23 protein-coding genes and 2 pseudogenes are annotated in these 23,616 nt (G+C 58.6%); 9 read left to right on the top strand and 16 right to left on the bottom strand.

The genetic code is table 11. The features are described 5' to 3' along the window. Positions 1-143 precede the first annotated feature (143 nt). Positions 144-590: pseudogene (locus NF78_RS27985) on the top strand (adenylyltransferase/cytidyltransferase family protein); the annotation flags it as partial. Here NF78_RS27985 and tnpC read toward each other — a convergent pair. From tnpC to NF78_RS33380, 10 genes and pseudogenes are all read right to left on the bottom strand, one after another. After that, positions 548-1,594 (bottom strand): annotated as a pseudogene (gene tnpC, locus NF78_RS33375) (IS66 family transposase); the annotation flags it as partial. The pseudogenes NF78_RS27985 and tnpC overlap by 43 nt on opposite strands. A gap of 35 nt (positions 1,595-1,629) precedes the next feature. Further along, on the bottom strand, positions 1,630-1,779 hold the full coding sequence (locus tag NF78_RS30785) for a hypothetical protein (RefSeq protein WP_156119631.1): 150 nt from the start codon (positions 1,777-1,779) through the stop codon (positions 1,630-1,632). A 95-nt stretch (positions 1,780-1,874) separates the two neighbouring features. After that, entirely contained in the window at positions 1,875-3,908 is a 2,034-nt protein-coding gene (locus NF78_RS03630; protein WP_052049733.1) for a cation:proton antiporter, read from the bottom strand. A 44-nt stretch (positions 3,909-3,952) separates the two neighbouring features. Further along, a complete protein-coding gene (locus NF78_RS03635; protein WP_035984920.1) occupies positions 3,953-4,198 on the bottom strand; it encodes a hypothetical protein in 246 nt (81 codons plus the stop codon). A gap of 82 nt (positions 4,199-4,280) precedes the next feature. Beyond that, positions 4,281-7,625, bottom strand: a complete 3,345-nt coding sequence (locus NF78_RS03640) for an efflux RND transporter permease subunit (protein ID WP_081972494.1) — start codon at positions 7,623-7,625, stop codon at positions 4,281-4,283. Positions 7,626-7,634: 9 nt separating this feature from the next. Then, positions 7,635-8,897 carry an efflux RND transporter periplasmic adaptor subunit gene (locus NF78_RS03645; RefSeq protein WP_035984921.1) on the bottom strand — a complete coding sequence of 421 codons (1,263 nt, stop codon included), beginning with the start codon at positions 8,895-8,897 and terminating at the stop codon, positions 7,635-7,637. A 328-nt stretch (positions 8,898-9,225) separates the two neighbouring features. Then, the gene (locus NF78_RS03650) at positions 9,226-9,507 is read right to left on the bottom strand and encodes a hypothetical protein (protein WP_035984922.1); all 282 of its coding nucleotides are present in this window, start codon (positions 9,505-9,507) and stop codon (positions 9,226-9,228) included. A 9-nt stretch (positions 9,508-9,516) separates the two neighbouring features. Further along, a complete protein-coding gene (locus tag NF78_RS03655; protein WP_156119632.1) occupies positions 9,517-9,762 on the bottom strand; it encodes a hypothetical protein in 246 nt (81 codons plus the stop codon). After that, positions 9,756-10,103, bottom strand: a complete 348-nt coding sequence (locus NF78_RS03660; RefSeq protein ID WP_035984924.1) for a hypothetical protein — start codon at positions 10,101-10,103, stop codon at positions 9,756-9,758. The genes NF78_RS03655 and NF78_RS03660 overlap by 7 nt, the downstream gene beginning before the upstream one ends. Positions 10,104-10,164: 61 nt before the next feature. Next, positions 10,165-10,563 carry an alpha/beta hydrolase gene (locus tag NF78_RS33380; protein WP_081972495.1) on the bottom strand — a complete coding sequence of 133 codons (399 nt, stop codon included), beginning with the start codon at positions 10,561-10,563 and terminating at the stop codon, positions 10,165-10,167. 356 nt (positions 10,564-10,919) lie between these two features. On the opposite strand from NF78_RS33380, the gene NF78_RS03665 reads away from it, so the two are divergent. Further along, positions 10,920-12,146, top strand: coding sequence for a response regulator transcription factor (locus NF78_RS03665; RefSeq protein ID WP_035984925.1), 1,227 nt, complete (start codon positions 10,920-10,922; stop codon positions 12,144-12,146). A 122-nt stretch (positions 12,147-12,268) separates the two neighbouring features. Then, positions 12,269-12,460 carry a hypothetical protein gene (locus NF78_RS03670; RefSeq protein ID WP_035984926.1) on the top strand — a complete coding sequence of 64 codons (192 nt, stop codon included), beginning with the start codon at positions 12,269-12,271 and terminating at the stop codon, positions 12,458-12,460. A 176-nt stretch (positions 12,461-12,636) separates the two neighbouring features. Here NF78_RS03670 and NF78_RS03675 read toward each other — a convergent pair whose 3' ends face one another. Beyond that, on the bottom strand, positions 12,637-14,196 hold the full coding sequence (locus tag NF78_RS03675; protein WP_052049737.1) for an ABC transporter permease subunit: 1,560 nt from the start codon (positions 14,194-14,196) through the stop codon (positions 12,637-12,639). 293 nt (positions 14,197-14,489) lie between these two features. Between NF78_RS03675 and NF78_RS03680 the strand changes: the two genes are divergently transcribed. The 3 genes from NF78_RS03680 (at position 14,490) to NF78_RS03690 (ending at position 16,489) form a co-directional block, all read left to right on the top strand. Then, on the top strand, positions 14,490-15,260 hold the full coding sequence (locus tag NF78_RS03680) for an amino acid ABC transporter ATP-binding protein (protein WP_035984928.1): 771 nt from the start codon (positions 14,490-14,492) through the stop codon (positions 15,258-15,260). Between the two features lie 160 nt (positions 15,261-15,420). After that, complete coding sequence (rpsD, locus tag NF78_RS03685) at positions 15,421-16,029, top strand: 30S ribosomal protein S4 (RefSeq protein ID WP_035984929.1); 609 nt, start codon at positions 15,421-15,423, stop codon at positions 16,027-16,029. Between the two features lie 163 nt (positions 16,030-16,192). Beyond that, complete coding sequence (locus NF78_RS03690; RefSeq protein ID WP_225885220.1) at positions 16,193-16,489, top strand: HNH endonuclease; 297 nt, start codon at positions 16,193-16,195, stop codon at positions 16,487-16,489. A gap of 5 nt (positions 16,490-16,494) precedes the next feature. Here NF78_RS03690 and NF78_RS03695 read toward each other — a convergent pair whose 3' ends face one another. Both NF78_RS03695 and NF78_RS03700 read right to left on the bottom strand, forming a co-directional pair. Continuing rightward, a complete protein-coding gene (locus NF78_RS03695; protein WP_035984931.1) occupies positions 16,495-17,022 on the bottom strand; it encodes a universal stress protein in 528 nt (175 codons plus the stop codon). Between the two features lie 235 nt (positions 17,023-17,257). Beyond that, entirely contained in the window at positions 17,258-18,358 is a 1,101-nt protein-coding gene (locus NF78_RS03700) for a metal ABC transporter solute-binding protein, Zn/Mn family (protein ID WP_035984933.1), read from the bottom strand. 110 nt (positions 18,359-18,468) lie between these two features. Here NF78_RS03700 and NF78_RS03705 point away from each other — a divergent pair, with 110 nt between their 5' ends. Then, positions 18,469-19,212 (top strand): metal ABC transporter ATP-binding protein, encoded by a 744-nt coding sequence (locus tag NF78_RS03705; protein ID WP_035988622.1) that lies wholly within the window; start codon positions 18,469-18,471, stop codon positions 19,210-19,212. A gap of 327 nt (positions 19,213-19,539) precedes the next feature. Here the strand turns inward: NF78_RS03705 and NF78_RS03710 are convergent, their stop codons facing one another. Next, complete coding sequence (locus NF78_RS03710; RefSeq protein ID WP_035984934.1) at positions 19,540-19,746, bottom strand: DUF2949 domain-containing protein; 207 nt, start codon at positions 19,744-19,746, stop codon at positions 19,540-19,542. Between the two features lie 111 nt (positions 19,747-19,857). Continuing rightward, positions 19,858-20,280, bottom strand: coding sequence for a large conductance mechanosensitive channel protein MscL (mscL, locus tag NF78_RS03715; protein ID WP_035984936.1), 423 nt, complete (start codon positions 20,278-20,280; stop codon positions 19,858-19,860). Positions 20,281-20,491: 211 nt separating this feature from the next. Between mscL and NF78_RS03720 the strand changes: the two genes are divergently transcribed. Next, complete coding sequence (locus NF78_RS03720; RefSeq protein WP_035984937.1) at positions 20,492-20,860, top strand: cyclic nucleotide-binding domain-containing protein; 369 nt, start codon at positions 20,492-20,494, stop codon at positions 20,858-20,860. A gap of 166 nt (positions 20,861-21,026) precedes the next feature. After that, on the top strand, positions 21,027-22,616 hold the full coding sequence (locus NF78_RS03725; RefSeq protein ID WP_035984938.1) for a glucose-6-phosphate isomerase: 1,590 nt from the start codon (positions 21,027-21,029) through the stop codon (positions 22,614-22,616). 199 nt (positions 22,617-22,815) lie between these two features. Here the strand turns inward: NF78_RS03725 and NF78_RS03730 are convergent, their stop codons facing one another. Beyond that, a complete protein-coding gene (locus tag NF78_RS03730) occupies positions 22,816-23,373 on the bottom strand; it encodes a hypothetical protein (RefSeq protein ID WP_156119633.1) in 558 nt (185 codons plus the stop codon). Between the last annotated feature and the right edge of the window lie 243 nt (positions 23,374-23,616).

Below are 23,616 nucleotides of genomic sequence, written 5' to 3' on the forward strand. Positions count from 1 at the left end.
TAGTAGGTCTCGTAGCGATCCTTGAAGGGTTCTCTGGAGCAGCCCGCCGCCTACCCCGTCGCCCTCTCCGATGCCCTAGCCGAGCTGACGGCGCGCACCCGTCGCGGCCCGCAGCCCCAGTCCCAGTCCTGAGGATGGCCGCCATGACCTCACCGGAACGTTCCACCGATCGCGCCACCGGGCTCCACGTTGCCCTGTTTGGCACCAGCGCCGACCCGCCCCATCGGGGACACGCAGCCATTTTGGCCTGGCTGGCCACCCAGTTTGACCACGTGGCGGTGTGGACGGCCAACAACCCGTTTAAAGCCCACCAGACCGACCTGGGCGATCGCTTTCGCATGCTGGAGCTGCTGATTGACGAGCTAGACGCCCCGCCCCAGCGGGTGCAGGTGCACCCCGAACTCAGCCACCGGCGCACCGTCGTCACCCTGGAGCGGGCGCGGCAAATTTGGCCGGGGGCCAGGTTTGCGCTGGTGGTCGGGGCCGACCTGTTAAAGCCAGCCCGCAAGGGTTTGACGAACTCGATAAAGTCGGAGCGTACCAAGGTGCCATCACGCACCCGGTGCCACCAGCGAAATAATCGCCGCTGCCGCCTCAGCAGCGCCTCGCCAATCTCACGCGAGACGCCGCTACGGTCTGCCATGGCGGTGAAGTCTCGCTTCAGATGCGCCCAGCACACCTGCCATCGGGTCACCTCAATCCACCGGTAGGCGCTGTAGCGGTCAGAGGTGACAATTCCTGAAAACTCTTCACCAATCAGGGCTTTAGCAGTCGCCTGTGACCGACTGAGCACCACCTCGAAAAAACTCACCAGCGGCGTCACCAGCACCCATAGCCAGCCTTTAGTGCGCTGGGGATTTCCCCCGTCTCGATTGCCTTGGGGGTAACTGGTTTCATCACTATGCATCACGGGTTGGCTCTGCACGTAGGCCTTGGCCTCCTCCACCGCCGGACTCACCGCGTCACTGATTTCTTGCCGCAAACGCCCGATGCCACCACGAGAGAGGCGCACCCCGAAGAGGTCGTCCATCACCGCACACACCTGCCGATAGCTCAGCCGGTACCCCCCACTCAGCAAGGCCACCATCGCCGTCAGTCGTTCACCATAGCCCAGGGCAGAGACCCCCGACGGCAGCTCGGCGCGGGTTACCGTGTCGCAGCACGGGCACCTCAGGCCATGCAATCGATACTCCACCACCTCGGGTTTAACCGGTGGCACTTCTATCACTTGATGGCGGTGAGGATGAGAATCGTGGCCTGATAAGCTAGCTCCACAGGCGTCGCAGGCCGGGGGAATCACCTCATGGACGGCTCGACAATCTTCGGCGGGATATAGTTTTCGAGCTTCGCGAGGAGCAGTTTTCCCGCTCTGCTCTCGCGGGGCTTTCTTGCCTTTCCCTTTGGCTTTAACACCTTTGCCAAAGCCATCCGTTGACGGTGGTTTTGATGAATTCTGTGAATTCTGATTGACTTTCTCTTCCAACGCCATCAGCCGCTCACTCAGAACCCGCACTAACATTTGGATGCTAGCGGGGGTCGCTTCCCAGTCGGCCCTCGGAACTCGGATTCCAGCTATCTCGATCTCGTCGCTCATCGCTTCACCTTACCGGGACTCCTAGCCCAAAATCCCTAAGCCTTCGTTAAATTCCTGGGACGGTTACGTTCACTCTGAGACAACCGGCCATCGGCCAGGGCATCTTCGACCAACTGTTTGAGCTTAGCCAGATGGGCCTGTTCTTCAGGGGTCAGGTCTTGTTGGTCAGAACGTTCTACTTTCATGGGTTTTACCTTTTAATTGAATAGCGGGGACTGTAAACCAGAAAATATTTATTCATCAAGCGATGGATTCTTCAGAACAGTGGCAACTTCTTTCTTCAAGCTCCACTCTGAATTGACACCAGCCCTTCTGCTTGCATGTCTTTGACCACTTTGGCGCGGGTTCTTTGGGTTACCTGCTCCAGAGTATTGCGTAGAAACATCTGCCCGATCGCAGGATTTTCTGCGGCAATGCGTTCCAGTTCGGCCAGAGCTTCGGTACGGCTTTGCTGGTAGGCCTCCAGACAGGATTGCAGCAAATCATCGGGGATTTTGGCGGCGGTGGCGATGTACTGCATCTCTCGGTAAACCTGTTGAGCGGCATAAAGTTGTACGGCATGGTAGGCATACTGGGCGGTGAGGAGATGCGATCGCATATCTTGCAAAGCCTTACTATTGGGGAAATACCGCTCCGTCAGTCGATAGCGCAGATTTTGTAACCGCAACTCCACCGGGTCAATATAGTTTAGGTCTGGCGGCATGGCTCCCCGCTTCACCGCATCGGATTTGAGGGCCACCAGCAGGTTCATCTGGTTCAGCACGTTGGGGGCAACCAGACCGGCATCGTAGACCCGGCGATAAAACGCCTTTTCTGCCGAGAGGGCAATCAACCCAACCAGCTGCTTCACCTGGTTGGGCTCCAGATCTAAGCGCTGAGCTAACTCCCGCAGAGACTGCTGAGACTGCTCCAAGGTTTGTCGCTGCTCCACTTCCATCTGGTCAATCGGCTCGGCAAACAAGACGTCTGCACCAGCTTTCATGGCGGCCAGATCCTGAAGGGCTTGCTGGTCGGCCACGATGCGCCCCAGGTGCAGCTTCACCTGCTCTAGAATGGGCGGCTGATCCAGCCCCAGCCCCTGCATCAGGCGGGAGATGGTGGTGCCCGGTAGGAACAGGGTAAACAGGGCCACGCCCAGGGTGAGCAGCACCATCAGGTCGCGGTTAGGAAACTGGGGATCGAAACTCAGGGCCAGGGCCAGACAGACAGCCCCCCGCAGACCGCCCCAGTAACTCACCACCTGAAAGGGCCAGCTCACCCGGTTGTGGGGCTGAAACCTATTGATCAGAGGGGTCAGGCCAAAGACTACCACCGCCCGCGAGACCAGGATGGCCAGCACCGCTACTCCCAGTTCTGCCAGCAGTGCACCTGCCTCGGTGAGCTGAGACACAATATCAAACCCAGCGGCGGTAATGCCTACCAGCAAAAAGATCAGGCTATTGGCTAGAAATGCCACGTATTCCCAGAACTCTTTGCCAAAGGCTTTAACGTCGGGGTCGAGATACCTATTGGCCAGCCAGCCCACCACCAGCCCCGCGCTGACGATGGCAATCACCCCCGACACGCCAAACACCTCTTCCGCCAGCAGGAAAGTGCCGTAGGCAAACACCAGGGACAGGGTAGACAGCACCAGTCGATTTTCCCGCGCCCACCGCAGGGGAAACTGCCCCAAAAAGCCCAGAACGGCCCCCACGACCAGCCCCCCTGCGAAGGCCACCAAAAAGCTGAATCCCCCTTGCACCAGGGTATCGCCGCTGAGGGGAGCCCCCGACAGCACCAGGGCCAGAATGATATTGAAGGTGACGATGGCGGTGGCATCGTTGAACAGGCTTTCGCCTTCCACTAGCACGGAAAGCTGCTTCGGAGCCCCCAGTTCTTTGAACAGGGCAATCACCGCAACGGGGTCGGTGGCGGAAATTAAGCTGCCAAACAGCAGCGCCTGCCCCAGGGTAAGGGGGGTGCCCCAGGCGACGATGGCCCCCACGATCGCCGTCGAGATCAGCAACCCCGGCCCCGCCAAGACCAGCACCGGAAGCAAGTTCCGCAGCAGCAGGCGACCGTCCAGGTTGATAGCCGACTCAAAAATTAGGGGCGGTACGAAGACGAACAAAATCAGATCGTGGGACAGGTTGAAGGTATTCAGTACCGCCAGGGCAGGAAACCAGTCGGCCAGTCCCCCCAGGAGTAGGCCCAGCAGAACCAGTCCCACGGTGTAGGGGAATTGCACCCGCGTCAAGGTGACGGCGGCCAGACTGGCGAGCAGCAGCAGAATCAGCAGGTCGACCTGGATGGTCAGTAGGGGATTATGCTCCATGGGATTTTCCCTTTAATTTTGCTTTTGGATTTCCCGTAGCGGTACTAGGATTTCCCTGGCGGTCGCTGACTCTCTTCCAGATCGCGCTTAGTCTTCAACTGGCGCAAGCCCTCCCAGCTCCAGCCGAGGGCAAAGCCGCCCACCCCACCCACGGTCATATAAATCCTGTCCAGATTGCGATAGGCCGGGCTGGTATAGGGAGACTCCACCAGCTTGCCGAGCACTAGCCCCAAGCCAATGCCCACCACGGTATTCACCAGACCGGTGTAAAACATTCTGCGCCAGTTCAAGATTCACCTCCCCTAGGGTGAGCACCGCCCACCAGCAACCTCCCGTAGGGTGGGCACCGCCCACCAGCAGTCATAAACAGCTTTAAGCCGGATTTTCCCCTTCCTGAAACGGCTGATGCACGGGCTTTTCTGCCTCTGGATAGACCGGTCCTGTTTCGGGCTCTGGATAGACCAATCCTGTTTCGGGTTCTAGATAGACCAGACCGGCTTCGGGTATAAACTCGCCATCATCTCCCTTAAAGCCATTGCCAGCGCTGTCGTCATCGCTGGGTGGCGGCGGCGTTTTCGAGCCCAGAAAATGCATTGCCAGGCTTTTGATCACCACATAGAGCACCGGCACAATCAAGAAGCTGAGCACCGTCGCCACCAGCAGCCCGCCAAACAGGGCGCTGCCGATCGCCCAGCGGGAGGCAGACCCGGCCCCGGTGGCAATCACCAGCGGGAAGAAACCCACCAGGGAGGAAATTGCCGTCATCAAAATCGGGCGGAACCGTTCCTCGGCGGCTCGTTGGGCCGACTGCACCAGGGTCAACCCCTCGGCCCGGGACTGGTTGGCAAACTCCACAATTAGAATGGCGTTTTTGCTGGCGAGGCCAATCAGCATCACCAGGGCCACCTGCACATACACGTCGTTGTTCAGCCCCCGCAGGGCAATGAACCCCAAGGCACCCAGCATGGCCAGCGGCACCGTCAGCAGAATGATGATGGGGTCAATGTAGCTTTCGTACTGGGCAGCCAGGGTAAGGAACACCATGATGATGCCGAATAGGAACACCAGGGCGCCCAGATTTCCGGCGGCCAGTTGCTCCTTGGCCAGACCAATCCAGTCGCTGCCCAGACCGGGGATCGCGGCCTCTTTAACCGCTGCATCCATTGCCGCGATCGCCTGGCTGCTAGAGTAGCCCTCGGCTTCCCTAAACTGGAGCCGAATCGAGCGATAGCCATTGAAGTGGGGAATAATCTGCGGCCCGGTGATGGGGCTGATGGTGGCCAGTTGGCCCAGGGGGATCATCTGCCCGGTGCGCGATCGCACGTATAGATTTTCCAGGTCATCGGGGCTGTTGCGGTAGTCGCCTTGGGCCTGTACAAACACCTTATAGCTGCGGGTGCCAAGGGTGAAGTCGTTGACATACTGGGACCCCACCGAAGCGCCGATGGTTTGCAACGCCTGCTGGAAATCGACATCGAGCGCTTCGAGCTGGTTGCGATCAAGATCGATCTGGAGTTGAGGGGTGCCGGTGGTGAATTGGGTACGAGCCGTGCCATTGATGGCAGGCTTTGCGTTGGCTGCCGTCAGGATATCCTGCGCCGCCCCCAAGAAGTCATCCATCGTCAAGCGGCCACCGCTGCGATCCTGCAACTCCAGTTCTGACTCCCCCGTGGCGCTAAAGCCGGGAATGGGGGGCGGGTTAAAGGCCACAATGCGCGCCTGCCGATTTTGGAAAAACCGTTGATTGAGCCGTCGGAGAATGCTATTGACATCCTGCCCGGGGCCGGTGCGATCATCCCAGTGGGTGAGTTTGGCAAAAAAGAGACCCTGGTTAGGGCCGCTACCCTGCAACCCGGCACCGCTAGCGACAAAATAGGACTCGACTTCGGGAATTTCCCGCAGGCTGGTTTCCACAAAGCGCATCACCTGATCGGTATAGCTAACCGAGACCCCGTCCGGGCCCTGCACCGTGCCCAGCACAATGCCCTGGTCCTCCGAGGGCACAAAGCCCCCCGGCACAGCCATAAACATGTAGTAGGTGGCCACCAGACCCGCCACAAACACGGCCATCACCACGTAGCGCAGGCGAATCAGGTAGGCGACCGCAGCTTTGTACTGGGCAGAAATCCAGGCCAAGGCCTGGTTAAACTTGTCGAAGAACCAGCGCAGGGGGCCCCCAGAGTCGGCATCGGCGGCCATTTCCGCCTGGGAACGGAGCAAAATAGCTGCCATCGACGGGCTAAAGCTGAGGGCGTTAAAGGTCGAAACCACCACGGAAAAGGCAATAATCAGGGCGAACTGCTGGTACAACTGCCCCGTCGTCCCCGGAAAAAACGCCACGGGAATAAACACCGCCATCAGCACCAGGGAGGTGGAGACTACCGCCCCGGAAATCTCCTCCATCACAGCGACAGAGGCCTGTTTGGGAGTCATGCCCTCCGAGATTTTGGTGGTCACCGCCTCCACAATCACGATCGCATCGTCCACCACTAGTCCCGTAGCCAAAATGAGGCCGAACAGGGTCAGACTGTTGAGGGAGAAGCCAAACGCAAAGGCAAAGGCCAGCGCGCCTATCAGCGCCACCGGAATAGCAACAGCCGGAATGACGGTGGTGCGCCAGTCTTGCAGAAAGATGAAGATGACCAGAATCACCAAGCCGATCGCCTGGAGCAGGGTAATGAAGACCTCCTGAATCGACACCCGAATAAAATCGGTGGTGTCATAGACAATCGAGGAGGTGAGCCCCGGCGGAAAACTCTGGCTCAGGGTTTCCATCTCGGCTGTGATGTTAGCGCCTACATCGAGGGCATTACTGCCGGGTAGCTGGTAAATGGCAATACCCACCCCAGGCTGACCATTGACCTGGGCGTTGCTGACGTAGTTTTCAGCCCCTAACTCCGCATAGCCCACGTCTTTTAGGCGCACGAGGGTGCCGTTGGGTAGGGTTTTGATGACTAAATTCTCAAACTCGGCGGCGCTTTCGAGACGCCCCTGGATGCGAATGGGGAGTTCAAAGCTCTGCCCCTCCGGCACCGGCTCCTGGCCAATCGATCCAGCCCCCACAACTACGTTTTGCGATCGCAGCGCATTGCTCACATCCAGCATCGTCAGCTGGCGGGCCGTCAGCTTCTGAGGGTCGAGCCAGAGGCGCATGGCGTTTTGCTTCAGGCCAAACACCGAGACATCCCCCACCCCGGGCACCCGCTTGAGCACATCGGTGATGTTCAGGTCGACATAGTTGCTGATGAAAATGTCATCGTACTCGCCGTTTTCAGCATAAATGCCTAAAATCAGCAAAATACTGCTGGATGACGCTCGGGTAGATACCCCCAGTTGCTGCACCGGGCTGGGCAGTTGGGGCAGGGCCTGGGCCACCCGGTTTTGCACATTCACCTGGCTGATATTTTTATCCACCCCGGTGGGAAACAGCACCGAAATACTGCTGGTCCCGGCAAAGGTTTGGGAAGCCATGGACTCCATGCCCTCCACTCCGTTAATGTTGCGCTCGAGAATAGTGGTGACGGTATTCTCCACGGTTTCCACGTCTGCGCCCGTGTAGGAACTCCGCACCTGAATTTGAGTGGGGGAAATATCCGGTAGGTAGTTGATCGGCAACAGTGGAATACAAACCGCCCCAACCAGCAGAATCACGATGGTACAGACGGTGGTCAGGACGGGGCGCTTGATGAAATTAGTGGCGATCGAAAAAAGAGCCATGCTGCCTCCCTACAGTCCTGACTGGGGCGCACTGGACTCGGGCGCAATGGCCACACCATCGTTGAGCCGCAAAATGTTAGATACAGCAATCCGGTCTCCCTGATCGAGACCCGACAGCACCTGGTAGCGATCGCCCTGAATCGCCCCTAAGTCAACGGGCTGAAGGGTGACAAATTCCTGGCCGTTTTCGTTGGGTTGCTCGGCCACCAAAAACACGAAATCCTTGCCCCCTAACCGCGAGATTGCCGTGGTCGGCACCAAAATTCCCGGTTGAGTTTGCCAGATAATGCGCGCCGCCACAAACTGACCATCCCGCAAACGCCCCTCCACATTCTGAAACTGGGCTCGGGTTAAAATGCTCTGGGAACTAGCGTTTACCGTAGGGGCAACAAAGATTAAATTGCCGGTCGCCAATTGCTGTTTGCTGTTGGGATCGAGCAACTCCACCGTCAGCCCCGTTCTGAGTTGGTTGGCCCGTTCTGGCGGCACCTCAATATTTAAAAATAGACTCTCGACCTGGGCAATTCGAGTGATGGCCTGACCAACGCTGACGAAATCGCCGACGTTGACCGTCAGATTGTCGAGGACACCAGCCACCGGCGCGACTACATTGCGGAAGCTAACACTGACCTGGGAGGCATCGGCCTGGGCCTGGGCCTGACGAATCTGGGCTTCGGCCTGCTGGACCGCCACTTCGGCGGCCGCGACCTGCTTGTTGGCGGCAATCAGTTGATTTTGTGAGGCTTCTAGTTTGGACTGGGCTTCATCCAAACGAATTTGGGCCAGCCCCCCCGCCGCCACTAGTTTTTGGGCCCGGTCCACGTTGGCCCGATCAAAATTTAAGGTGGACTGAACGGTGTCTCGCTGGGCTTTGGCGATGTCCAGGGACTTCTGGGCATTATCCCGCTGACCCATGGCTACATCTACTCCAGCGATCGCCCCCTGGAACTGCGGCTCAGCCTGGTCGGGCCGCAGGACTAGAAGAGACTGACCCGCCGCGACTTCCTGTCCCGGAGTCACCAGGATGCGCTCGATTCGTCCTTGGGTTTCAGTCCGTACCTCGGCGATTTGGGTAGCTTCGAGTTGGCCCACAAATTCGGTGCTGGTTTTAACGGTGCCGGTCTGGAGGGTTTCCACATCGACGGGTACAACCGGCGCAGCGGCACTGGCTTCGGGCGTGGGCCGACAGCTAGTGGCCAGCACGGACAGGGATAGCGCTGTCCCCATCAGCAGGGGAGACAGGCGGCTCAGCAGGGGTGTTCTGAGTTCCATGGGCGTACCAAAAAGTCCATCTGTCAAAGGGAGGATTTCCCTGGAGATTATAAGGCCGAGTTAGAGTTTTTTTGGGGTAGTTAAAGATGTTCTAAGTATTTCAAAAATCAACGTTCTATGGCCTTGGGTTGTCCAGAAAGGTCTTAGGCCTCTAGGTGCCTTCCCGGTATGCTCCTGATGTCTGAAGGGCTAGAAATGATACCCAGGAAAAGTGAAAAATTTGTGTAGTGGATTCATGGAATGGGGATCTTTCGAAGGGATTAGAGATGAAATTCCTATCATTAAAGACAGCCAGAAATTGACAACCTTGAATTCAGGGCAGCCTATGCTAATTAAAAATGGCATCGATCGCTCTTATCCGATTTCTGCCCCGACGAATACCATCGCGAAACTGATCAATATCGTCTAGGGTGTTGCAGAGATCGGGGTCGCGGTTTCGGTCTGCCCTGCGATCGCAAATATCCCGGCGCACGGTGTCGCGAATGTCATCTCGAATTTCGTCACGGATACTGTCACGAATGACATTCCCCAAACTCTCATCGGCCAGGGCCGCTGAATAGATCGTGGGCAGGGTCGCGATCGCGAGGAGTAGGCTGTAAATGGGTTTCATGGATGGCATTTAAGGAATAAGAGAGAAAGACTCGAAAAAATGCTCGAAGTTGGCCTGGTCGTCATCAATGGCCAGCACCAGGTAAAGGCGATCGCCGGTAGTGCTGAGGGTTGCAACCAAAAATTGCCCTAATCCCTCGGCCGTCATCAGTCGAGCCGGAAGTCCCTGAAAAGCAATGGCTTCAATGGCCAAGGTTGTGCTCAATTGCTCATCTTGAATGTCACTGACCACAGCCCTTGCCGCAGCCTCTAACACCTCTTTTTGAGGGAACTCGTAGCGTAGCCTCCGGGGATATCGGCATAGGCCACCAGGTAGTACTCAAACAAATCAATCTCATCCACCGCTGGCCGCGTCACGGAACGCATATGCCAGCGCAGTTCGTGATTCAGCAGGGTACTGGTACCGGTTTGTTCTACGGGAGTTCCTGGCAAATCTACCAGGTAGCGGCCCGAGATAGGAGAAGACGGTTGCCAGGGCAACGCTTGACTATTTTCGGCGCTTTCCTGTTGGGCCAGAACCGGTTGTTCAGCCCTTGCCGCTGGAAGAAAAGACAGAATAGAACCGAGCAGAAATAGGGTGAACAGGATTGATTTCATCTTGGTCAGCAGTAGTAATTAGAGATTTGACCGGAAGTCCTGACTGGCCTCCAGAATGCCATCATTGGAAACCGCAGTAATCAGAAACACACCAAACGGCTGATCGCAGCTCAAATAGTCCGCATAGACGGCCTGTAGACAGGGTTGAAAGGCCCATTCTGAGATAGCTCATCCTCATCGTAGGTGCCCGCCGCCAACAAAATGACCCATTTTTGCCGTGCCCCGGTCTGAATAGAGTTGCCAAAGAGGACTTCAGTTCTGGGCTGCCTTCCCCCATCTGGGCGAAGGCCTCCAGCGCCTTGACGGGCAAAGAGCGGGAGACAAAACCGTAGTCAAAAAAGATAGTTTCTGCCGCCTTGACTGGAATAGCGATTAGCAGAGACAGCTCAATTCCAACCGCCAACCCTAAACGATGCTGAATGCGACTAAACAAACTCACGCTCAACCTCTGACGAGACACGACACAGTAGAAGAGGCACTCACCTCATCCAAGCCAGGGCTATTCAGAATTGATAAAGGGTCAACGTTGGGCACTGAAAATCAGGATGAACTGATGCTAGAGAACTCACGCACACCATCATTGAGAAGCCTCTATTGCAGGCAGGGAGGTCGTCATAGCCGGATACCGAATCGCGCCGACAAGATCCAAACAGGCGAAACCATGGCATTACTTTAGAAAAAAGACTGTAGGGGAAAGACTGTAGGGAGAAGACTGTGGCATTTTGTGTGAAAGTAAGGATCGCATCAAAAGGTAAAAAGTTCGTGTAATATCAACACTATTCTCATTGGATTGCTTTAATCCATCCCCATTAGTTGATGAAAATTCTGCTGGTTTCATCCGATAACGTTTTGCAACATCAGCTGCAGCAATCGCTGTGTCACCACAATTTGATTACTGACGCTGCCAGCGATGGGCAAGAGGCCTGGGATTTGCTGCAAGCCTTTGTGTATGACGTGGTCTTGCTGGAAGCCCAGTTACCTGGGGTGGACGGGCTCAGTCTGTGCCGGCATTTGCGCGATGCGGGCAATCCGGTGCTGATTGTACTGATCATCGAGCCCGCCGTTTCCGAAGCTTGCCTCCAGGGCTTAGATAGCGGTGCCGACGCCTGTCTCCCCAAACCCATTCCCGTACCTGAACTGCTGGCCCACCTGCGCGCGCTCGCTCGACGAGGCGGGCGTCGCGCCAACCCCAAGTTAACCTGGGGGCCGCTGTTGCTCGACCCCGTCGCCCAGCGAATTACCTGCCAGGGCCAGGATTTAAAGCTAAATCGGAAAGAGTACCAACTGCTGGAATTGTTTCTGAGCCATCCCCGGCAGATGTTTCCCCGCAGCGAAATTGGCGATCGCCTGTGGACCCTAGATGACGACATTCCCAGTGACGCAACGGTCAAAAGCCACATCCGCAGCATTCGCCGCAAGCTAGAACAGGTGGGTGCTGACGATGTGATTCAAACCCACTACGGGCAGGGCTACTGCTTGAACCCGGTCTACGACCCTGTCGTCCGCTCAGCTCAGGGTAAAACACCCAAGCCAGAACTGCCGTTGGACGGTATTACCGCCAACATCTGGCAGGAGTTGATGACGGCCAATGCGCGCCTACAGCAGGAAATTGAGTACCGCCGACAGGTTGAGTCTCAGCTGAGACGTTCAGAATTGATGCTGCGCACCGCTCAGCGGGTCGCGCAAATTGGCTGCTGGGAGGTGGACCTTCACACGCGAGAAATCTACTGGACTGAGGAGTTATTTCTGATCCACGGTCTCTCTCCCGAGGGGCCAACCCCCAGTTACGAAGAATCCTTAACCCTGATCCATCCCGATGACCGACAACTCCATGCAGAGGCCATCTATGGCCCGGCCAGTCGAGGCGAAGCCTTTGAAGCCAACCTGCGGATTGTTCGGGCCAACGATGGTCAGGTTCGCTACATCAACGCCCGAGGGGGGCCGCTTTTCGATGCAGACGGAAAAGTGATCAAGCTAACAGGAACAACCTTTGATATAACTCGGTGGGTTGTTGACAAAAAATTGCCGTCACAAACGCTTTGATTGAATTCGTTTTTTGGCTTTCAAAAAAAATCTGGATACCTGGCCTCAAAACCCATAAAATTAAACCAGTGTGTTGGCTGAGGTCTGCCCTCCAGCCGATGCCTGCTGCTCCAGGTTCCCCCATGAAAAAGCGCTGTCTTCCCACCTACCTCATTCTCAGGAACATCGTATTAATCCTGGTCGGGGTAGCGAGTAGCGTAGTGGTTACCGCAGAACTTCACGTCTCAGCCAACCAGCAGCAGGAGGAAACGGCTGCGCTGCGTCGCCTGTTTGTGTATCAAATTTTGATCAGTGTTGGACAGCAGACACAGTAGCCAGACGTTCAAAGATGTCGTAGTTCACCGATTGAACCAGGTGGCCCCGGTCACGGCGCGGGCCATGTTTGGCGGCTGACGACCTGGAGCAGCTCCACGAGTGGGTCGAAGTCTCCGTTGCGGTTGCCCGCCGGGACATACGGAAACGATAGCCCAGCCCGGTTGGATGCTCCTGGCTAGGCTCCGATCGCCGAGGGGACCGGGTCTTTCTTCGCCTTTTTGGGTCGATTGATCGGGTCCATGTAGACCTCCAGGCGCTTAAACACCAGCGAGGCCAGGGAGGTCATCACCAGGTAGACGATCGCCACCGCCAGATACACCTCAAAGGCACGGTAGGTGGTGGCCACCGTCAGCTGCCCCTGGCGAAACAGCTCCTCAAAGCCGATCACCGCCGCCAAACTGGTGTCTTTGATCAGGGTGATGAACTCATTGCCCAGGGGGGGCAAAATGCGCCGAAAGGCCTGGGGAAAGATCACGTAGCGCATGGTCTCAACTGGGTTCATGGCCAGGGATTCGCCCGCCTCCCACTGGCCGCGATCGATCGACTGAATGCCGCCCCGCAAAATCTCGGCCAGGTAGGCCGCCACATTCAGGCTGAGGGCCAAAACCGCGGCAAAGATACGGTTAAAGCTGAACTCAAAGCCCAGATTCTGGAACAGGGCGGGCAGGCCGAAGTAAATCATAAACAGCTGCACCAGCATGGGCGTGCCGCGAAAGAAATCGACGTAGATGCGGCAGAGCCAGCGCAGTGGCTTGATCGGCGAGATCATGGCAAAGGCCACCAGCGCCCCGCCAATCAGGCCCAAGAAGAACGAAAACGCCGTCAGCAGAATGGTGATCCACGCCCCCCGGATCAGGTTTTGGAACAGGCGGCCCCAAGCCAGGCCCGTGGCGGTACCGGCCTGGGCCAAAGCCGGGGCCACAGCGGGCAGTTCTGGCGGCTCGGCGGAGAACCAGCGCCGGTAGATCTCGGCGTAGGTGCCGTCCTGTAGCAGGGTGTCGAGGGCGGTGTTGATGTCGGCCAGGGCGGGGGAATTTTTCGGCAGGGCGATGCCGTAGTACTCCTCGGTGACCAGCTCGCCGACAATTTTAATCCCCTGCAGATTGGCCTCGTTGATGGCGTAGAGCGTCACGGGCAGGTCGTTGACCACCGCATCGACCCGGCCATTCAGCAGCTCCTGCAGGGCCAGGGGGGCACTGTCGAAGGTGCTAATGGCTGCACCCTCCACCTGGGCCGCCTGCTCCGCTCCGGTGGTACCAATCTGAACGGCAATCCGCTGGCCCGCCAGGTCCTCCAGGGAGTTGATGCTGTCGTTGCTCTCCCGGACCGCGATCGCCAGGCCCGCCTCAAAGTAGGGCCGCGAAAAGTCAATCGTCTGCGCCCGTTCGGCGGTGATGGTCATACCGCTGATGGCGGCATCGATGGTGTTGGACTGCAGGGCGGGCACCAGGCCGTCGAAGGGCAGACTGACAAAGCGTACCTCGCGCCCGGCGGTCTCACCGATCGCCTGCATCAGCTCAATATCGAAGCCAGTCAGGTTACCAGTGGCGTCGTCCCGCATTTCAAAGGGGGGAAAGGCAGGTTCGGTGCCCACCTCCCACACCGTGGGGGGAGCCTGGGCCACCCCGGCAAGCTGAGCCGCCCCCAGCCCCAACACCAGACCGAGCAGGAGGCTCAGCACCCGCTTCCACCACCGATTAGCCAAGAACCGATTAGCCAAGATACGAGGAACCATGGGCCGCAACCACCTCAATGATCAAACAGAATAAGCGATTCAGGCAGCAAACTGTGCAGACCTCAAACCCTACTTAACAGCGCCAGGTACAGCGCCAGGTTTGAGGCACCATAGTCAATTCTGCTCCGGCAAAAATGTTTTTTACGATACAGATCCCCTGAAGGGCCAGTGATTCTCTGTAATATAGAAATCTCATCCAAGTCCAGAGGTGGGGGTTTACCTGGAGAAACTCCAGAACCTGAGCTGGATTTGGTCCATCCGCCATTCAGCTATCCCCTTTTGGCACAGTCTCTATGACCGCTACCCTGCCTGCGATCGACACCCCGGTGATTGCCTGCGAAAACCTGCACAAGAGCTACGGTCCCATCGAGGTGCTCAAGGGAGTTAGCACCGCCTTTACTAAGGGCGATGTGGTGTCAATCATTGGCCCGTCGGGCTGCGGCAAGAGCACCTTCCTGCGCTGCCTAAATCGGCTAGAGGCCATCAACCAGGGTCACCTGGAGGTGATGGGGCAGGACGTGTCGGCCCCTAAGCTGCCCCGGCAGGCGCTCTACCACCTGCGCAGCCAGGTGAGCATGGTGTTTCAGCACTTCAACCTGTTCCCTCACCTGACGGTGCTGGAAAATTTGATGCTGGCCCCGCGCAAGGTACTCAAGTTTCCGGCCGGCGACTGTCAGGACCTGGCCGCCCACTACCTGGCCAAAGTGGGCCTCAGCGATCGCGCCGAGGCCTATCCCGAGCAGCTTTCCGGTGGCCAAAAGCAGCGGGTGGCGATCGCCCGCAGCCTCTGTATGAAGCCCGTCGCCATCCTGTTTGACGAGCCCACCAGCGCCCTTGACCCCGAACTCGTCGGCGAGGTACTGGGGGTGATGCGCCAGCTGGCCGAGGAGGGCATGACCATGGTGGTGGTCACCCACGAAATGCAGTTTGCCCGCGAAGTCTCCAACCGGGTGCTGTTTTTCAACGACGGCGTCATCGAAGAAGAAGGCAGGCCGGGAGAGGTGTTTAGCCATCCCCGCAGCGATCGCCTGAGGGCGTTTCTCAGCCGCCTGAGCCAGAATTAGGGAGTCGGGGAGTGGGTAAGTAGATGGGTGCATGGGGGCATGGGTGCCCAAAACCCAAAACCCGATACCCAAATCCCAAATCCCCCCACAAACCATTGATCTTATCGTGCATCAACGCTAAGATTAGAATCTTTGGAAAATGTTCGGAGAGTAAACGTTTATGGCGCGATACAGAGGCGCTCGCCTGCGGGTTGTACGCCGCCTGGGTGAGCTACCGGGTCTGTCCCGCAAATCCCCCCGCAAGGCCTATCCCCCTGGGCAGCACGGCCAGGACCGCAAGAAAAAGTCTGAATATGCGGTGCGGCTCGAAGAAAAGCAAAAGCTGCGCTTCAACTACGGCCTGACCGAGAAGCAGCTGCTGCGCTACGTGAAGAAAGCCCGTCGGGCCGGTGGTTCGACCGGGCTGGTGATCCTACAGCTGCTCGAAATGCGGCTCGACAACACTGTCTTTCGGCTTGGCTTTGGGCCCACCATTCCCTCGGCCCGTCAGGTAGTCAACCACGGCCACATCTGCGTCAACGGTCGGGTGGTGTCAATTCCCAGCTACCAGTGCCGCCCCGGTGATGTGATCACCGTGCGCGATCGCGATGCCTCCAAGAAACTGGTTGAAGCCAACCTGGAGTTTCCCGGTCTGGCCAACGTGCCCAGCCATCTCGAACTGGACAAAGCCAAGCTGACCGCCAAGGTCAACGGCATCATTGAGCGCGAGTGGGTGGCCCTCAACATCAACGAACTGCTGGTGGTTGAGTACTACTCCCGTAAGGCCTAAGGCTGCAGGCCCTTACTGGATTTGGTTTTGCTGGCCGATGAGGCTTTTCGCTTACCGCCCATAACACATTACTCTGAATAGATTATTCTTTGGTCCCTGGCCCGTCAGCCAGGGACCATTTATTTTGGCGACTCAGAGGTGAATTGGCCAGAATAGAGGAGTCATGTCTGTAGCCAAGCCAGTGCCCATGCCCTGCCAGCTGTGCCATCGTCCGGTGGCCGATCTGACTGAACATCACCTGGTGCCCCGCCAGTACACCCGCAGGCGCAAGCTCCCCACCAGTGACACGGTGCTGCTGTGCCGCCCCTGCCACAAACACATTCATACCCTGTTCGACAACCACACCCTGGCCCGCGAGTTCAACACTTTAGAACGCCTGCAGGCTGAACCCAGGCTACAACGGTTTGTCGCCTGGGTGAGCAAGCAGCAGCTAGACAAGCGGGTCAGGAGCTATCGGTAGCGGCCCTAGGCCGTGGCGCTGGCCGTGGCGGGGGCGGGGGTGCTAGCGGCGTCAGTCGTTGGATGCACCACCAGCACTGAGCAGGTGGCCCGGTGCATGACGTAGTTGCTGACGCTGCCCAGCAGCAGTTCGCTGAGGCCCCGCCGACCGTGGCTTCCCACCATAATCAGGTCGGCCTGCCACGAGTCGGCCACGTTGCAGATCATGGCGGCGGGTTCCCCGGTCACCTGGGTAAATTCAGCGGTGACCCCGGCGGCGGCGGCAATTTCCTGCTCCTGGCGCAGTTGGGCAATGCCCTGGGCTTCAAACTCCTCCCACCGCTGCTGGTACAGCCGCCAGGTGGAGTCTTCGAGCACTGGATAGTAGGCCTGGTAGGAGCGAATGGGAATGCCGGGGCTGCCATCTTCGTAGGCGGAGAGCACATGGCAGAGCATGAGCTGAGCTTGGGTAGCGCGGGCGAGGTCCAGCGCTTTTTCAAACACGGCTTCGCGATGGGGTGAGTTATCGAGAGCAACCAAGATTTTCTTAAACATGGCGGTTTGTCTCCTGGATACAGGCCCGCGTTTTAGGCTCTCTGGAAGTGCAGCGCTAGAGACAGTGGAGGAGCCAGGCCAGCGGCGTTCGGCTACACCTCAATTATAGAAAGCCGGACCGCTCAATCCCCGCAGCCGTAACAATGCCTTACGGTACCAGTTCAAAGGACTAAACCCTGACGGGCGCACGGGGTCTGCGGGGGCTGAGCGCTGGGGTCAACGGCAGCTCGCAAACCTACAGGGGGGCACTGGCGCGATCGCACTCTCCCCCCAGAGCCGACACAATCGTGCAGGTGTTGGCCACCAGCATGGCCTGTACGGTTTCGGCATCGCTGCCCCGCTCCCCTGGACCTTCGACGAGCAGCGGCTGCTCGGCTACGCTCACCCCGGCATCGTTGGCCACCGATTCGATCAGCTGCGGGTTGGTGGTGTCTTCGGCAAAGATGGCGGGCACCTGGGCGGCCTTCACCTGATCGACCAGGGCCCTCATCGCCCCAGGGGTGGGCCTTTCCTCAGTACTCAACCCGCTGAGTGCCCCCTTCACCTCAAAGCCATAGGCAGCGGCAAAGTAGTTAAACGCCTCGTGGGTGGTGACCAACTGTCGCTGGTCGGCGGGCACCGTTGTCACCTGGGCCTGAATCCAACGATCGATTTCGGCGAACTGGCTGGCCAGGCGATCGGCGTTTTCTGCATAGAAATCGGCCTGGTCGGGGTTGATCTGCGCCAGCGAGTCAGCAATGACGCTCACCATGGCGGCGTTGTGGATGGGATTGTGCCAGACGTGGGGATCGGGCACTAGCTCACCGTCCGCCGTAGCGCCGTGGTCATGGTCGTGGTCGTGGCCGTGGTCGTGGTCATGGTCATGACCGTGGTCGTGGCTGTGATCATGGCCGTGGTCGTGACTGTGGTCATGGGCTGCCCCCAAAAGCGGATCGGGCACCGCCACTTCAAAAACCGCTACCCGTTCGGCAGCGGTGGTGCTGTTTTCGACCACAGCAATCAGGCTGGGCGCTGCGTTGTAGCCGTCGTAGAGAATCAGATCGGCCTGCTCAATCGCCTGGCGATCGGAGGGCCGGACCTGGTAGGTGTGGGGATCGACGCCGGGCTCGAGCAGACAGGTGAGCGCTACCGTTGTCTCTGCAATCTGCTCGGTCAAATCGCAGATTACGCTGGTAGTCGCCACCACCACCGGACTTTCAGCCTCAGCAGCGGCGGCATCGTCGGGGGATGTCACCGCAACATCGTCACCGCTGCAGCCGACTAAACCGAGGGCCAGCACCAGGCCCAGGCGTCCCGACCAGCGAACCACCGTCGCCGTCCCTGGATTGAAAACCATTGCCTCTTCCTCCTAGAAATAATCCTCATCCCCGTTCAGGCCTGGAGATAGCCAGAAATGGATAACTCGACTATGATGAAAGTGATAATGGTTATCATTTCATGGGTGCCATGCTAGAGGTTCAAAACCTGTCTGTCAACTACCGGGGAGTGACGGCCCTGGAGGATGTTTCCCTATCGGTAGGGGCGGGGGAACTGGTGGGGTTGATTGGCCCCAACGGAGCAGGCAAAAGCACCCTGATTCAGGCCATGCTGGGGCTGGTGCCCAGCCGTGGGCAGGTGCTATTTCAGGGAATGCCGCTGCGGCGACGGCGGCGGTTGATCGCCTACGTGCCCCAGCGATCGCGCATCGACTGGAACTACCCGATTACCGCTGGGCAGGTGGCGATGATGGCCCAGTCCGCCCTGGCGGGCTGGTTTCGCCAACCCAGTCAGCGGGCCAAACAGCGGGTTACGGTAGCCCTGGAGCGGGTGGATATGCTGCACCTGTGCGATCGCCCCATCGGTCAGCTCTCCGGCGGTCAGCAGCAGCGCGTATTTCTGGCCCGCGCCCTGGCCCAGAACGCTGACCTGCTGCTTTTGGACGAACCCTTCACCGGCATCGACAAAAAAACCGAAGCCCTGATGCTGGGCATCTTTGCCGAACTCCAGGCCGAAGGCAAAACCCTGATGGTGTGCAACCACGAGTGGGGCGACGCGCTGCAGCGCTACGATCGCCTGCTGCTGCTCAACCGCCGCCTGCTTGCCGACGACACCCCCGCCGCCGTTATGACCTTTGACAACATTCAGCGAGCCTACGGTCAGGGACCCCAACTCAGCCACAGCCGCAGCGCCTACACCGACTTTTTTTGCTGACTCATTAGCACCGTTAGAAGAACCGCTAGGACATGACCCATGTCCCTAAAGCGAGGGTTATACGCCATTGCACCGCCCCAGTTTTTGCCTTTGCCCCAGTTTTTGCCTTTGGAAGAGGCCAATGTCCTAAGCGCAATGGCCATCGCTATATATCAGGCTTTGCTACGCCCAACTCAAACGACAGGCTAGGGGCTGTATCCCTTGATTTTTAAGCGATTAGCAGCTGGTTGATGACAGCCCCCAGTGCAGCGTCAAAGCTAAAAATTAGGTTTTCCGTAGATTGGGTAAAGCGGAGCGTAACCCAACGGCAGTAAGCGCAGGGCGGCCTCAGGGCGCGGCGGGGCCGACATCCTCCAGCCAGTCAAAAATCTGGCTGAGCTGTTCGGTGGTGACCAGACCGTACTGCCACAGGGCCATGGGTAACAGATTGGTGGTCTGTCCGGCTTTTCGCAGCCCCATGGCGATCGCCTCCGACGAAACGGCTAACTCCGTCTGGAGAAATTCAATCAGCTGTTTTTGACGTTGGGAGGGCATAGTGGCAGAGCGGGTAACCAGCGATTAGCGATTACTATAACGACTCTGGGCAGACTTTGTCTCCGCCCTTGGGTCAGCCCGCTACTGCACCTCAGAGAGACCCCAGACGGCCTATCGGGGACGACTCTCCAGATAGGCGGTGAGACGAGTCAGGGTATCGTTGAGCTTTTCTTCAATGGTGGGTTCTGGGTCGGCGGCGGCCTCCTTACGCTTCAAACGCTCAAAGGTGCGAATGATCAGGAACAGCACCAGGGCAATGATCAAAAAGTCGATAATGGTGCCCAAAAAGCTGCCCAGGCGAATGCCAGGGCCAACCACCGCCTCGCGCCAGTCGGTGCCAGCCTCGGCCAGCAGCGGGTTAATGATGGCGGGCATCAGAATATCTTCGACCAGGGAGGTGATGATCGCCCCAAAGGCACCGCCGATAATAACCGCTACGGCCAGGTCAACCACATTCCCCTTGAGCGCAAAGGCTCTAAAGTCGTCCCAAAAGCTGCGCGCCCGGGCGCGACGCCCCCCTATACCGTTGGCCATGGATAAATACTCCTCTATAGATAGGTCGCGGTGCGACACATGCATTGCGACACATTATTACAGCAACCATAAGAAATTTATAAGAGCCGGGATGGAGATCGTCGTCGGTCAGTGGCGGCCAGTTTCGGAGGCAATTAGCTTAAGGTGTCGTTAATCTTATGGCCATGGCTGCGCTATAAAATTACGGCGGCCTGATCTGTACCCCTGACCCATGCTAGAACCGATTCAAGTCATTGAGCTGTTGGCCACAACCCCGAACCATCAGACCTATGGGGCTGGCGATACCATTTTTGAGATCGGCACCCCCGGCAACTACATGTATGGCGTGATGGAGGGCACCGTGGAGCTGTGGGTGGCAGGAGCCGTGGTGGAAACCATTTCTACGGGAGATGTCTTTGGCGAAGGCGCCCTGGTGCAAATTCCCCACGTGCGAGCCTCGACAGCGGTGGCCAAAACCGATTGTCGGCTAGCGCTGGTCGATGAAGCTCACTTTAAATTTTTGGTGCAGGAAACCCCGCTATTTGCCCTCGAAGTGATTCGCAGCCTCTCAACCCGTCTGCGAGCCTTCAAGGCCGGGTGAGTAGGGCTGCAGCGGGTCAGAATAGCTCCAGAACGCAAAGTGGTTAATCTGGGCTCATGGATGGATAGGCGGTATGTTTAGCCACCCTTTTTGTCGGCGTCGCCGTCCTATTCTAAACTGCACCTCAGAACGTTAGTGAACACAGTTTAGACCGAGGAGTTACAGGATGGATGCCGCCGCTCTCTGGCAACGCTACAAAGACTGGCTCTACTACCATGAGGGTCTGGGCTTTTACCTGGATGTTAGCCGCATGGGCTTTGACGATGCCTTTGTAGCGGCCATGCAGCCCCGCTTCGAAAAGGCCTTTGCGGACATGGCGGCGCTGGAGGCGGGGGCGATCGCCAACCCCGACGAAAACCGCATGGTGGGCCACTACTGGCTGCGCGATGCCGACCTGGCCCCTACCCCCGAGCTGAAGCAGGACATTCTGGAGACCCTGACCAGCATTGAGCAGTTTGCCAGTCAGGTGCGCACCGGCAGCATTTACCCCCCGGGGCAAGAGCACTTCACCGACGTGCTCTCCATCGGCATCGGCGGTTCAGCCCTGGGTCCGCAGTTTGTGGCGCAGGCCCTGGGGCCAGACTTTCCGCCCCTGGCTATCCACTTCATCGACAACACCGATCCCGAGGGCATCGATCGCCTGCTGGCTCGCCTCGAAGACAAGCTGCCCACCACCCTGGTGATCGTCACCTCTAAGTCGGGGGGCACGGCCGAAACCCGCAACGGCATGGTCGAAGTCCGCACCCGGTTTGAGCAGCGGGGGCTCAACTTTCCCAAGCAGGCCGTGGCCGTCACCGGACGGGGCAGCAAGCTGGAAAATCAGGCCCTCAGCGAGGGCTGGTTGGCCACCTTCCCCATGCGCGACTGGGTGGGGGGGCGCACCTCCGAGTTGTCGGCGGTGGGGCTGCTGCCCGCCGCTCTGCAGAGCATCAGCATTCGCTCAATTTTGGGCGGGGCCAAGGAAATGGACGCCGCCACCCGCATCCCCGACCTGCGCCGCAACCCCGCCGCCCTGATTGCCCTGGCCTGGTACTACGCGGGCAACGGCAAGGGCGAAAAGGACATGGTGGTGCTGCCCTACAAGGACAGTCTGCTGCTGTTTAGCCGCTACCTGCAGCAGCTGGTGATGGAGTCGCTGGGCAAGGAAAAAGACCTGGATGGCAACCTGGTCTACCAGGGCATCGCCGTCTATGGCAACAAAGGCTCCACCGACCAACACGCCTACGTGCAGCAGCTGCGCGAGGGGGTGGCCAGCTTCTTTGTCACCTTTATCGAGGTGCTGAAGGACCGGGCCGGAGACTCGGTGGAGATGGAGCCCGGTGCCACCAGCGGCGACTTTCTGTTTGGCTTTTTGCAGGGCACCCGCAAGGCGCTCTACGAAAACCAGCGCCAGTCGATTACCCTCACCATTCCCGAGGTCAACGCCCACACGGTTGGGGCCCTAATTGCCCTCTACGAGCGGGCGGTGGGCTTCTACGCCTCGCTGGTGAATATCAACGCCTACCACCAGCCGGGGGTGGAGGCGGGCAAACAGGCCGCCGCTGGGGTGCTCGACCTGCAGCAGGCTATTGTCAGCACCCTGGCCCAGAGCGATCAGCCCCTCAGCCTGAGCGATCTGGCGACAAGGGCGGGGGCACCCGACCAGATCGAGACCATCTACGCGATCGCGCGACACCTCCACGCCAACCAGCGCAGCCTGGTGATCCACGGCAACCCCGGCCACCCCGAGGCGATCAAGATTGCGCTGCTGCGGTGAGGGGTAGGGAGTGGGGAGTAGGGAGTGGGGAGTGGGGAGTAGGGAGTAGGGAGTAGGGAGTAGGGAGTAGGGAGTAGGGAGTGGGGAGTGGGGAGTGGGGAGTGGGGAGTGGGGAGTAGGGAGTGGGGAGTAGGTATCTTCCTTGACCCCTTACCCCTCACCCTCTACCCCCTACCCCTCACCCTCTACCCCCTACCCCTCAATCTGGGATCCAGACGTAGGGGCTGCCCGAAACGGTTACCCCCTCGGCCTTGGAAAAGCGGATCACCACCAGGCGGGAGCTATCTCGCCCCAGGTCGAGGTAGCCGTTGGCCCAAACGTCGGAGCGGACCACGCCGGTAATTTCGAGCCGGTAGCCGCCGGGGGGCAGGTAGAGGGTTTTCTGGCGATCGTGGTTGTGGGGGCGGTAGACCAGGCGATTGTTCAGGTAGACGGCCCCCCAGTCGCGGCCCCGGGCATCGAACTCAACTCTGACCTGTTCCTGCTGAGGGTTGGGGCGGGGGTAGGGCACGATGATGATCGGTGGCTGCCGAATAATCACCGGCGACTGGCGAATGATGACGCGACGGTTGGGGCGAATGACGCGATCGGACTGAACCGGGGGACTCTCCTGGGCATGGGCCATCGGTGCCCCCAGCAGTGCGCCCACAACGACCATACCCAACAGGCGCTGACTCCAGCGCGGTAGAGGGTTCCCAGGGCGGCTCCACTGCGATCGCGCCCGTTCCTCCCTATCTCGGCCTCTGTCCATCGCCATCGTCCTTACCCTCGTGCGTGTGATCACAGGTACTGGTAGCTGCCCCGGCCCAGTCGTCCTATCTTTTTTCTCTCCAACGGGTAGATATCCACACCCCAAGCCGCCTGCTCAATCCGACAAAGTTGACTAAAATTCTAGTTAAGGAAAACAAATTTACCTGGGCTGAGCGGTTAAGCTAGCGTTCAGGTCTGTTTTAGCAGGCCATGCGATCGCCCGGCCTGAGGCACTTACCTAATTTTGCCA

It is taken from the genome of Leptolyngbya sp. KIOST-1, from assembly GCF_000763385.1.
Taxonomy (GTDB): domain Bacteria; phylum Cyanobacteriota; class Cyanobacteriia; order Phormidesmidales; family Phormidesmidaceae; genus Nodosilinea.

Coding starts and splice junctions, on each gene's coding strand:
- NF78_RS03690 (WP_225885220.1), top strand. CDS start 16,193: ATGTCTGTAGCCAAGCCAGTGCCCATGCCCTGCCAGCTGTGCCATCGT.
- NF78_RS03670 (WP_035984926.1), top strand. CDS start 12,269: ATGAAAAAGCGCTGTCTTCCCACCTACCTCATTCTCAGGAACATCGTA.
- mscL (WP_035984936.1), bottom strand. CDS start 20,280: ATGGCCAACGGTATAGGGGGGCGTCGCGCCCGGGCGCGCAGCTTTTGG.
- NF78_RS03705 (WP_035988622.1), top strand. CDS start 18,469: ATGCTAGAGGTTCAAAACCTGTCTGTCAACTACCGGGGAGTGACGGCC.
- NF78_RS03630 (WP_052049733.1), bottom strand. CDS start 3,908: ATGGAGCATAATCCCCTACTGACCATCCAGGTCGACCTGCTGATTCTG.
- NF78_RS03725 (WP_035984938.1), top strand. CDS start 21,027: ATGGATGCCGCCGCTCTCTGGCAACGCTACAAAGACTGGCTCTACTAC.
- NF78_RS30785 (WP_156119631.1), bottom strand. CDS start 1,779: ATGAAAGTAGAACGTTCTGACCAACAAGACCTGACCCCTGAAGAACAG.
- NF78_RS03675 (WP_052049737.1), bottom strand. CDS start 14,196: ATGGTTCCTCGTATCTTGGCTAATCGGTTCTTGGCTAATCGGTGGTGG.
- NF78_RS03730 (WP_156119633.1), bottom strand. CDS start 23,373: ATGGCGATGGACAGAGGCCGAGATAGGGAGGAACGGGCGCGATCGCAG.
- NF78_RS03680 (WP_035984928.1), top strand. CDS start 14,490: ATGACCGCTACCCTGCCTGCGATCGACACCCCGGTGATTGCCTGCGAA.
- NF78_RS03640 (WP_081972494.1), bottom strand. CDS start 7,625: ATGGCTCTTTTTTCGATCGCCACTAATTTCATCAAGCGCCCCGTCCTG.
- NF78_RS03700 (WP_035984933.1), bottom strand. CDS start 18,358: ATGGTTTTCAATCCAGGGACGGCGACGGTGGTTCGCTGGTCGGGACGC.
- NF78_RS03645 (WP_035984921.1), bottom strand. CDS start 8,897: ATGGAACTCAGAACACCCCTGCTGAGCCGCCTGTCTCCCCTGCTGATG.
- NF78_RS03660 (WP_035984924.1), bottom strand. CDS start 10,103: ATGAAATCAATCCTGTTCACCCTATTTCTGCTCGGTTCTATTCTGTCT.
- NF78_RS03665 (WP_035984925.1), top strand. CDS start 10,920: ATGAAAATTCTGCTGGTTTCATCCGATAACGTTTTGCAACATCAGCTG.
- NF78_RS03720 (WP_035984937.1), top strand. CDS start 20,492: ATGCTAGAACCGATTCAAGTCATTGAGCTGTTGGCCACAACCCCGAAC.
- NF78_RS03650 (WP_035984922.1), bottom strand. CDS start 9,507: ATGAAACCCATTTACAGCCTACTCCTCGCGATCGCGACCCTGCCCACG.
- NF78_RS03695 (WP_035984931.1), bottom strand. CDS start 17,022: ATGTTTAAGAAAATCTTGGTTGCTCTCGATAACTCACCCCATCGCGAA.
- NF78_RS03710 (WP_035984934.1), bottom strand. CDS start 19,746: ATGCCCTCCCAACGTCAAAAACAGCTGATTGAATTTCTCCAGACGGAG.
- rpsD (WP_035984929.1), top strand. CDS start 15,421: ATGGCGCGATACAGAGGCGCTCGCCTGCGGGTTGTACGCCGCCTGGGT.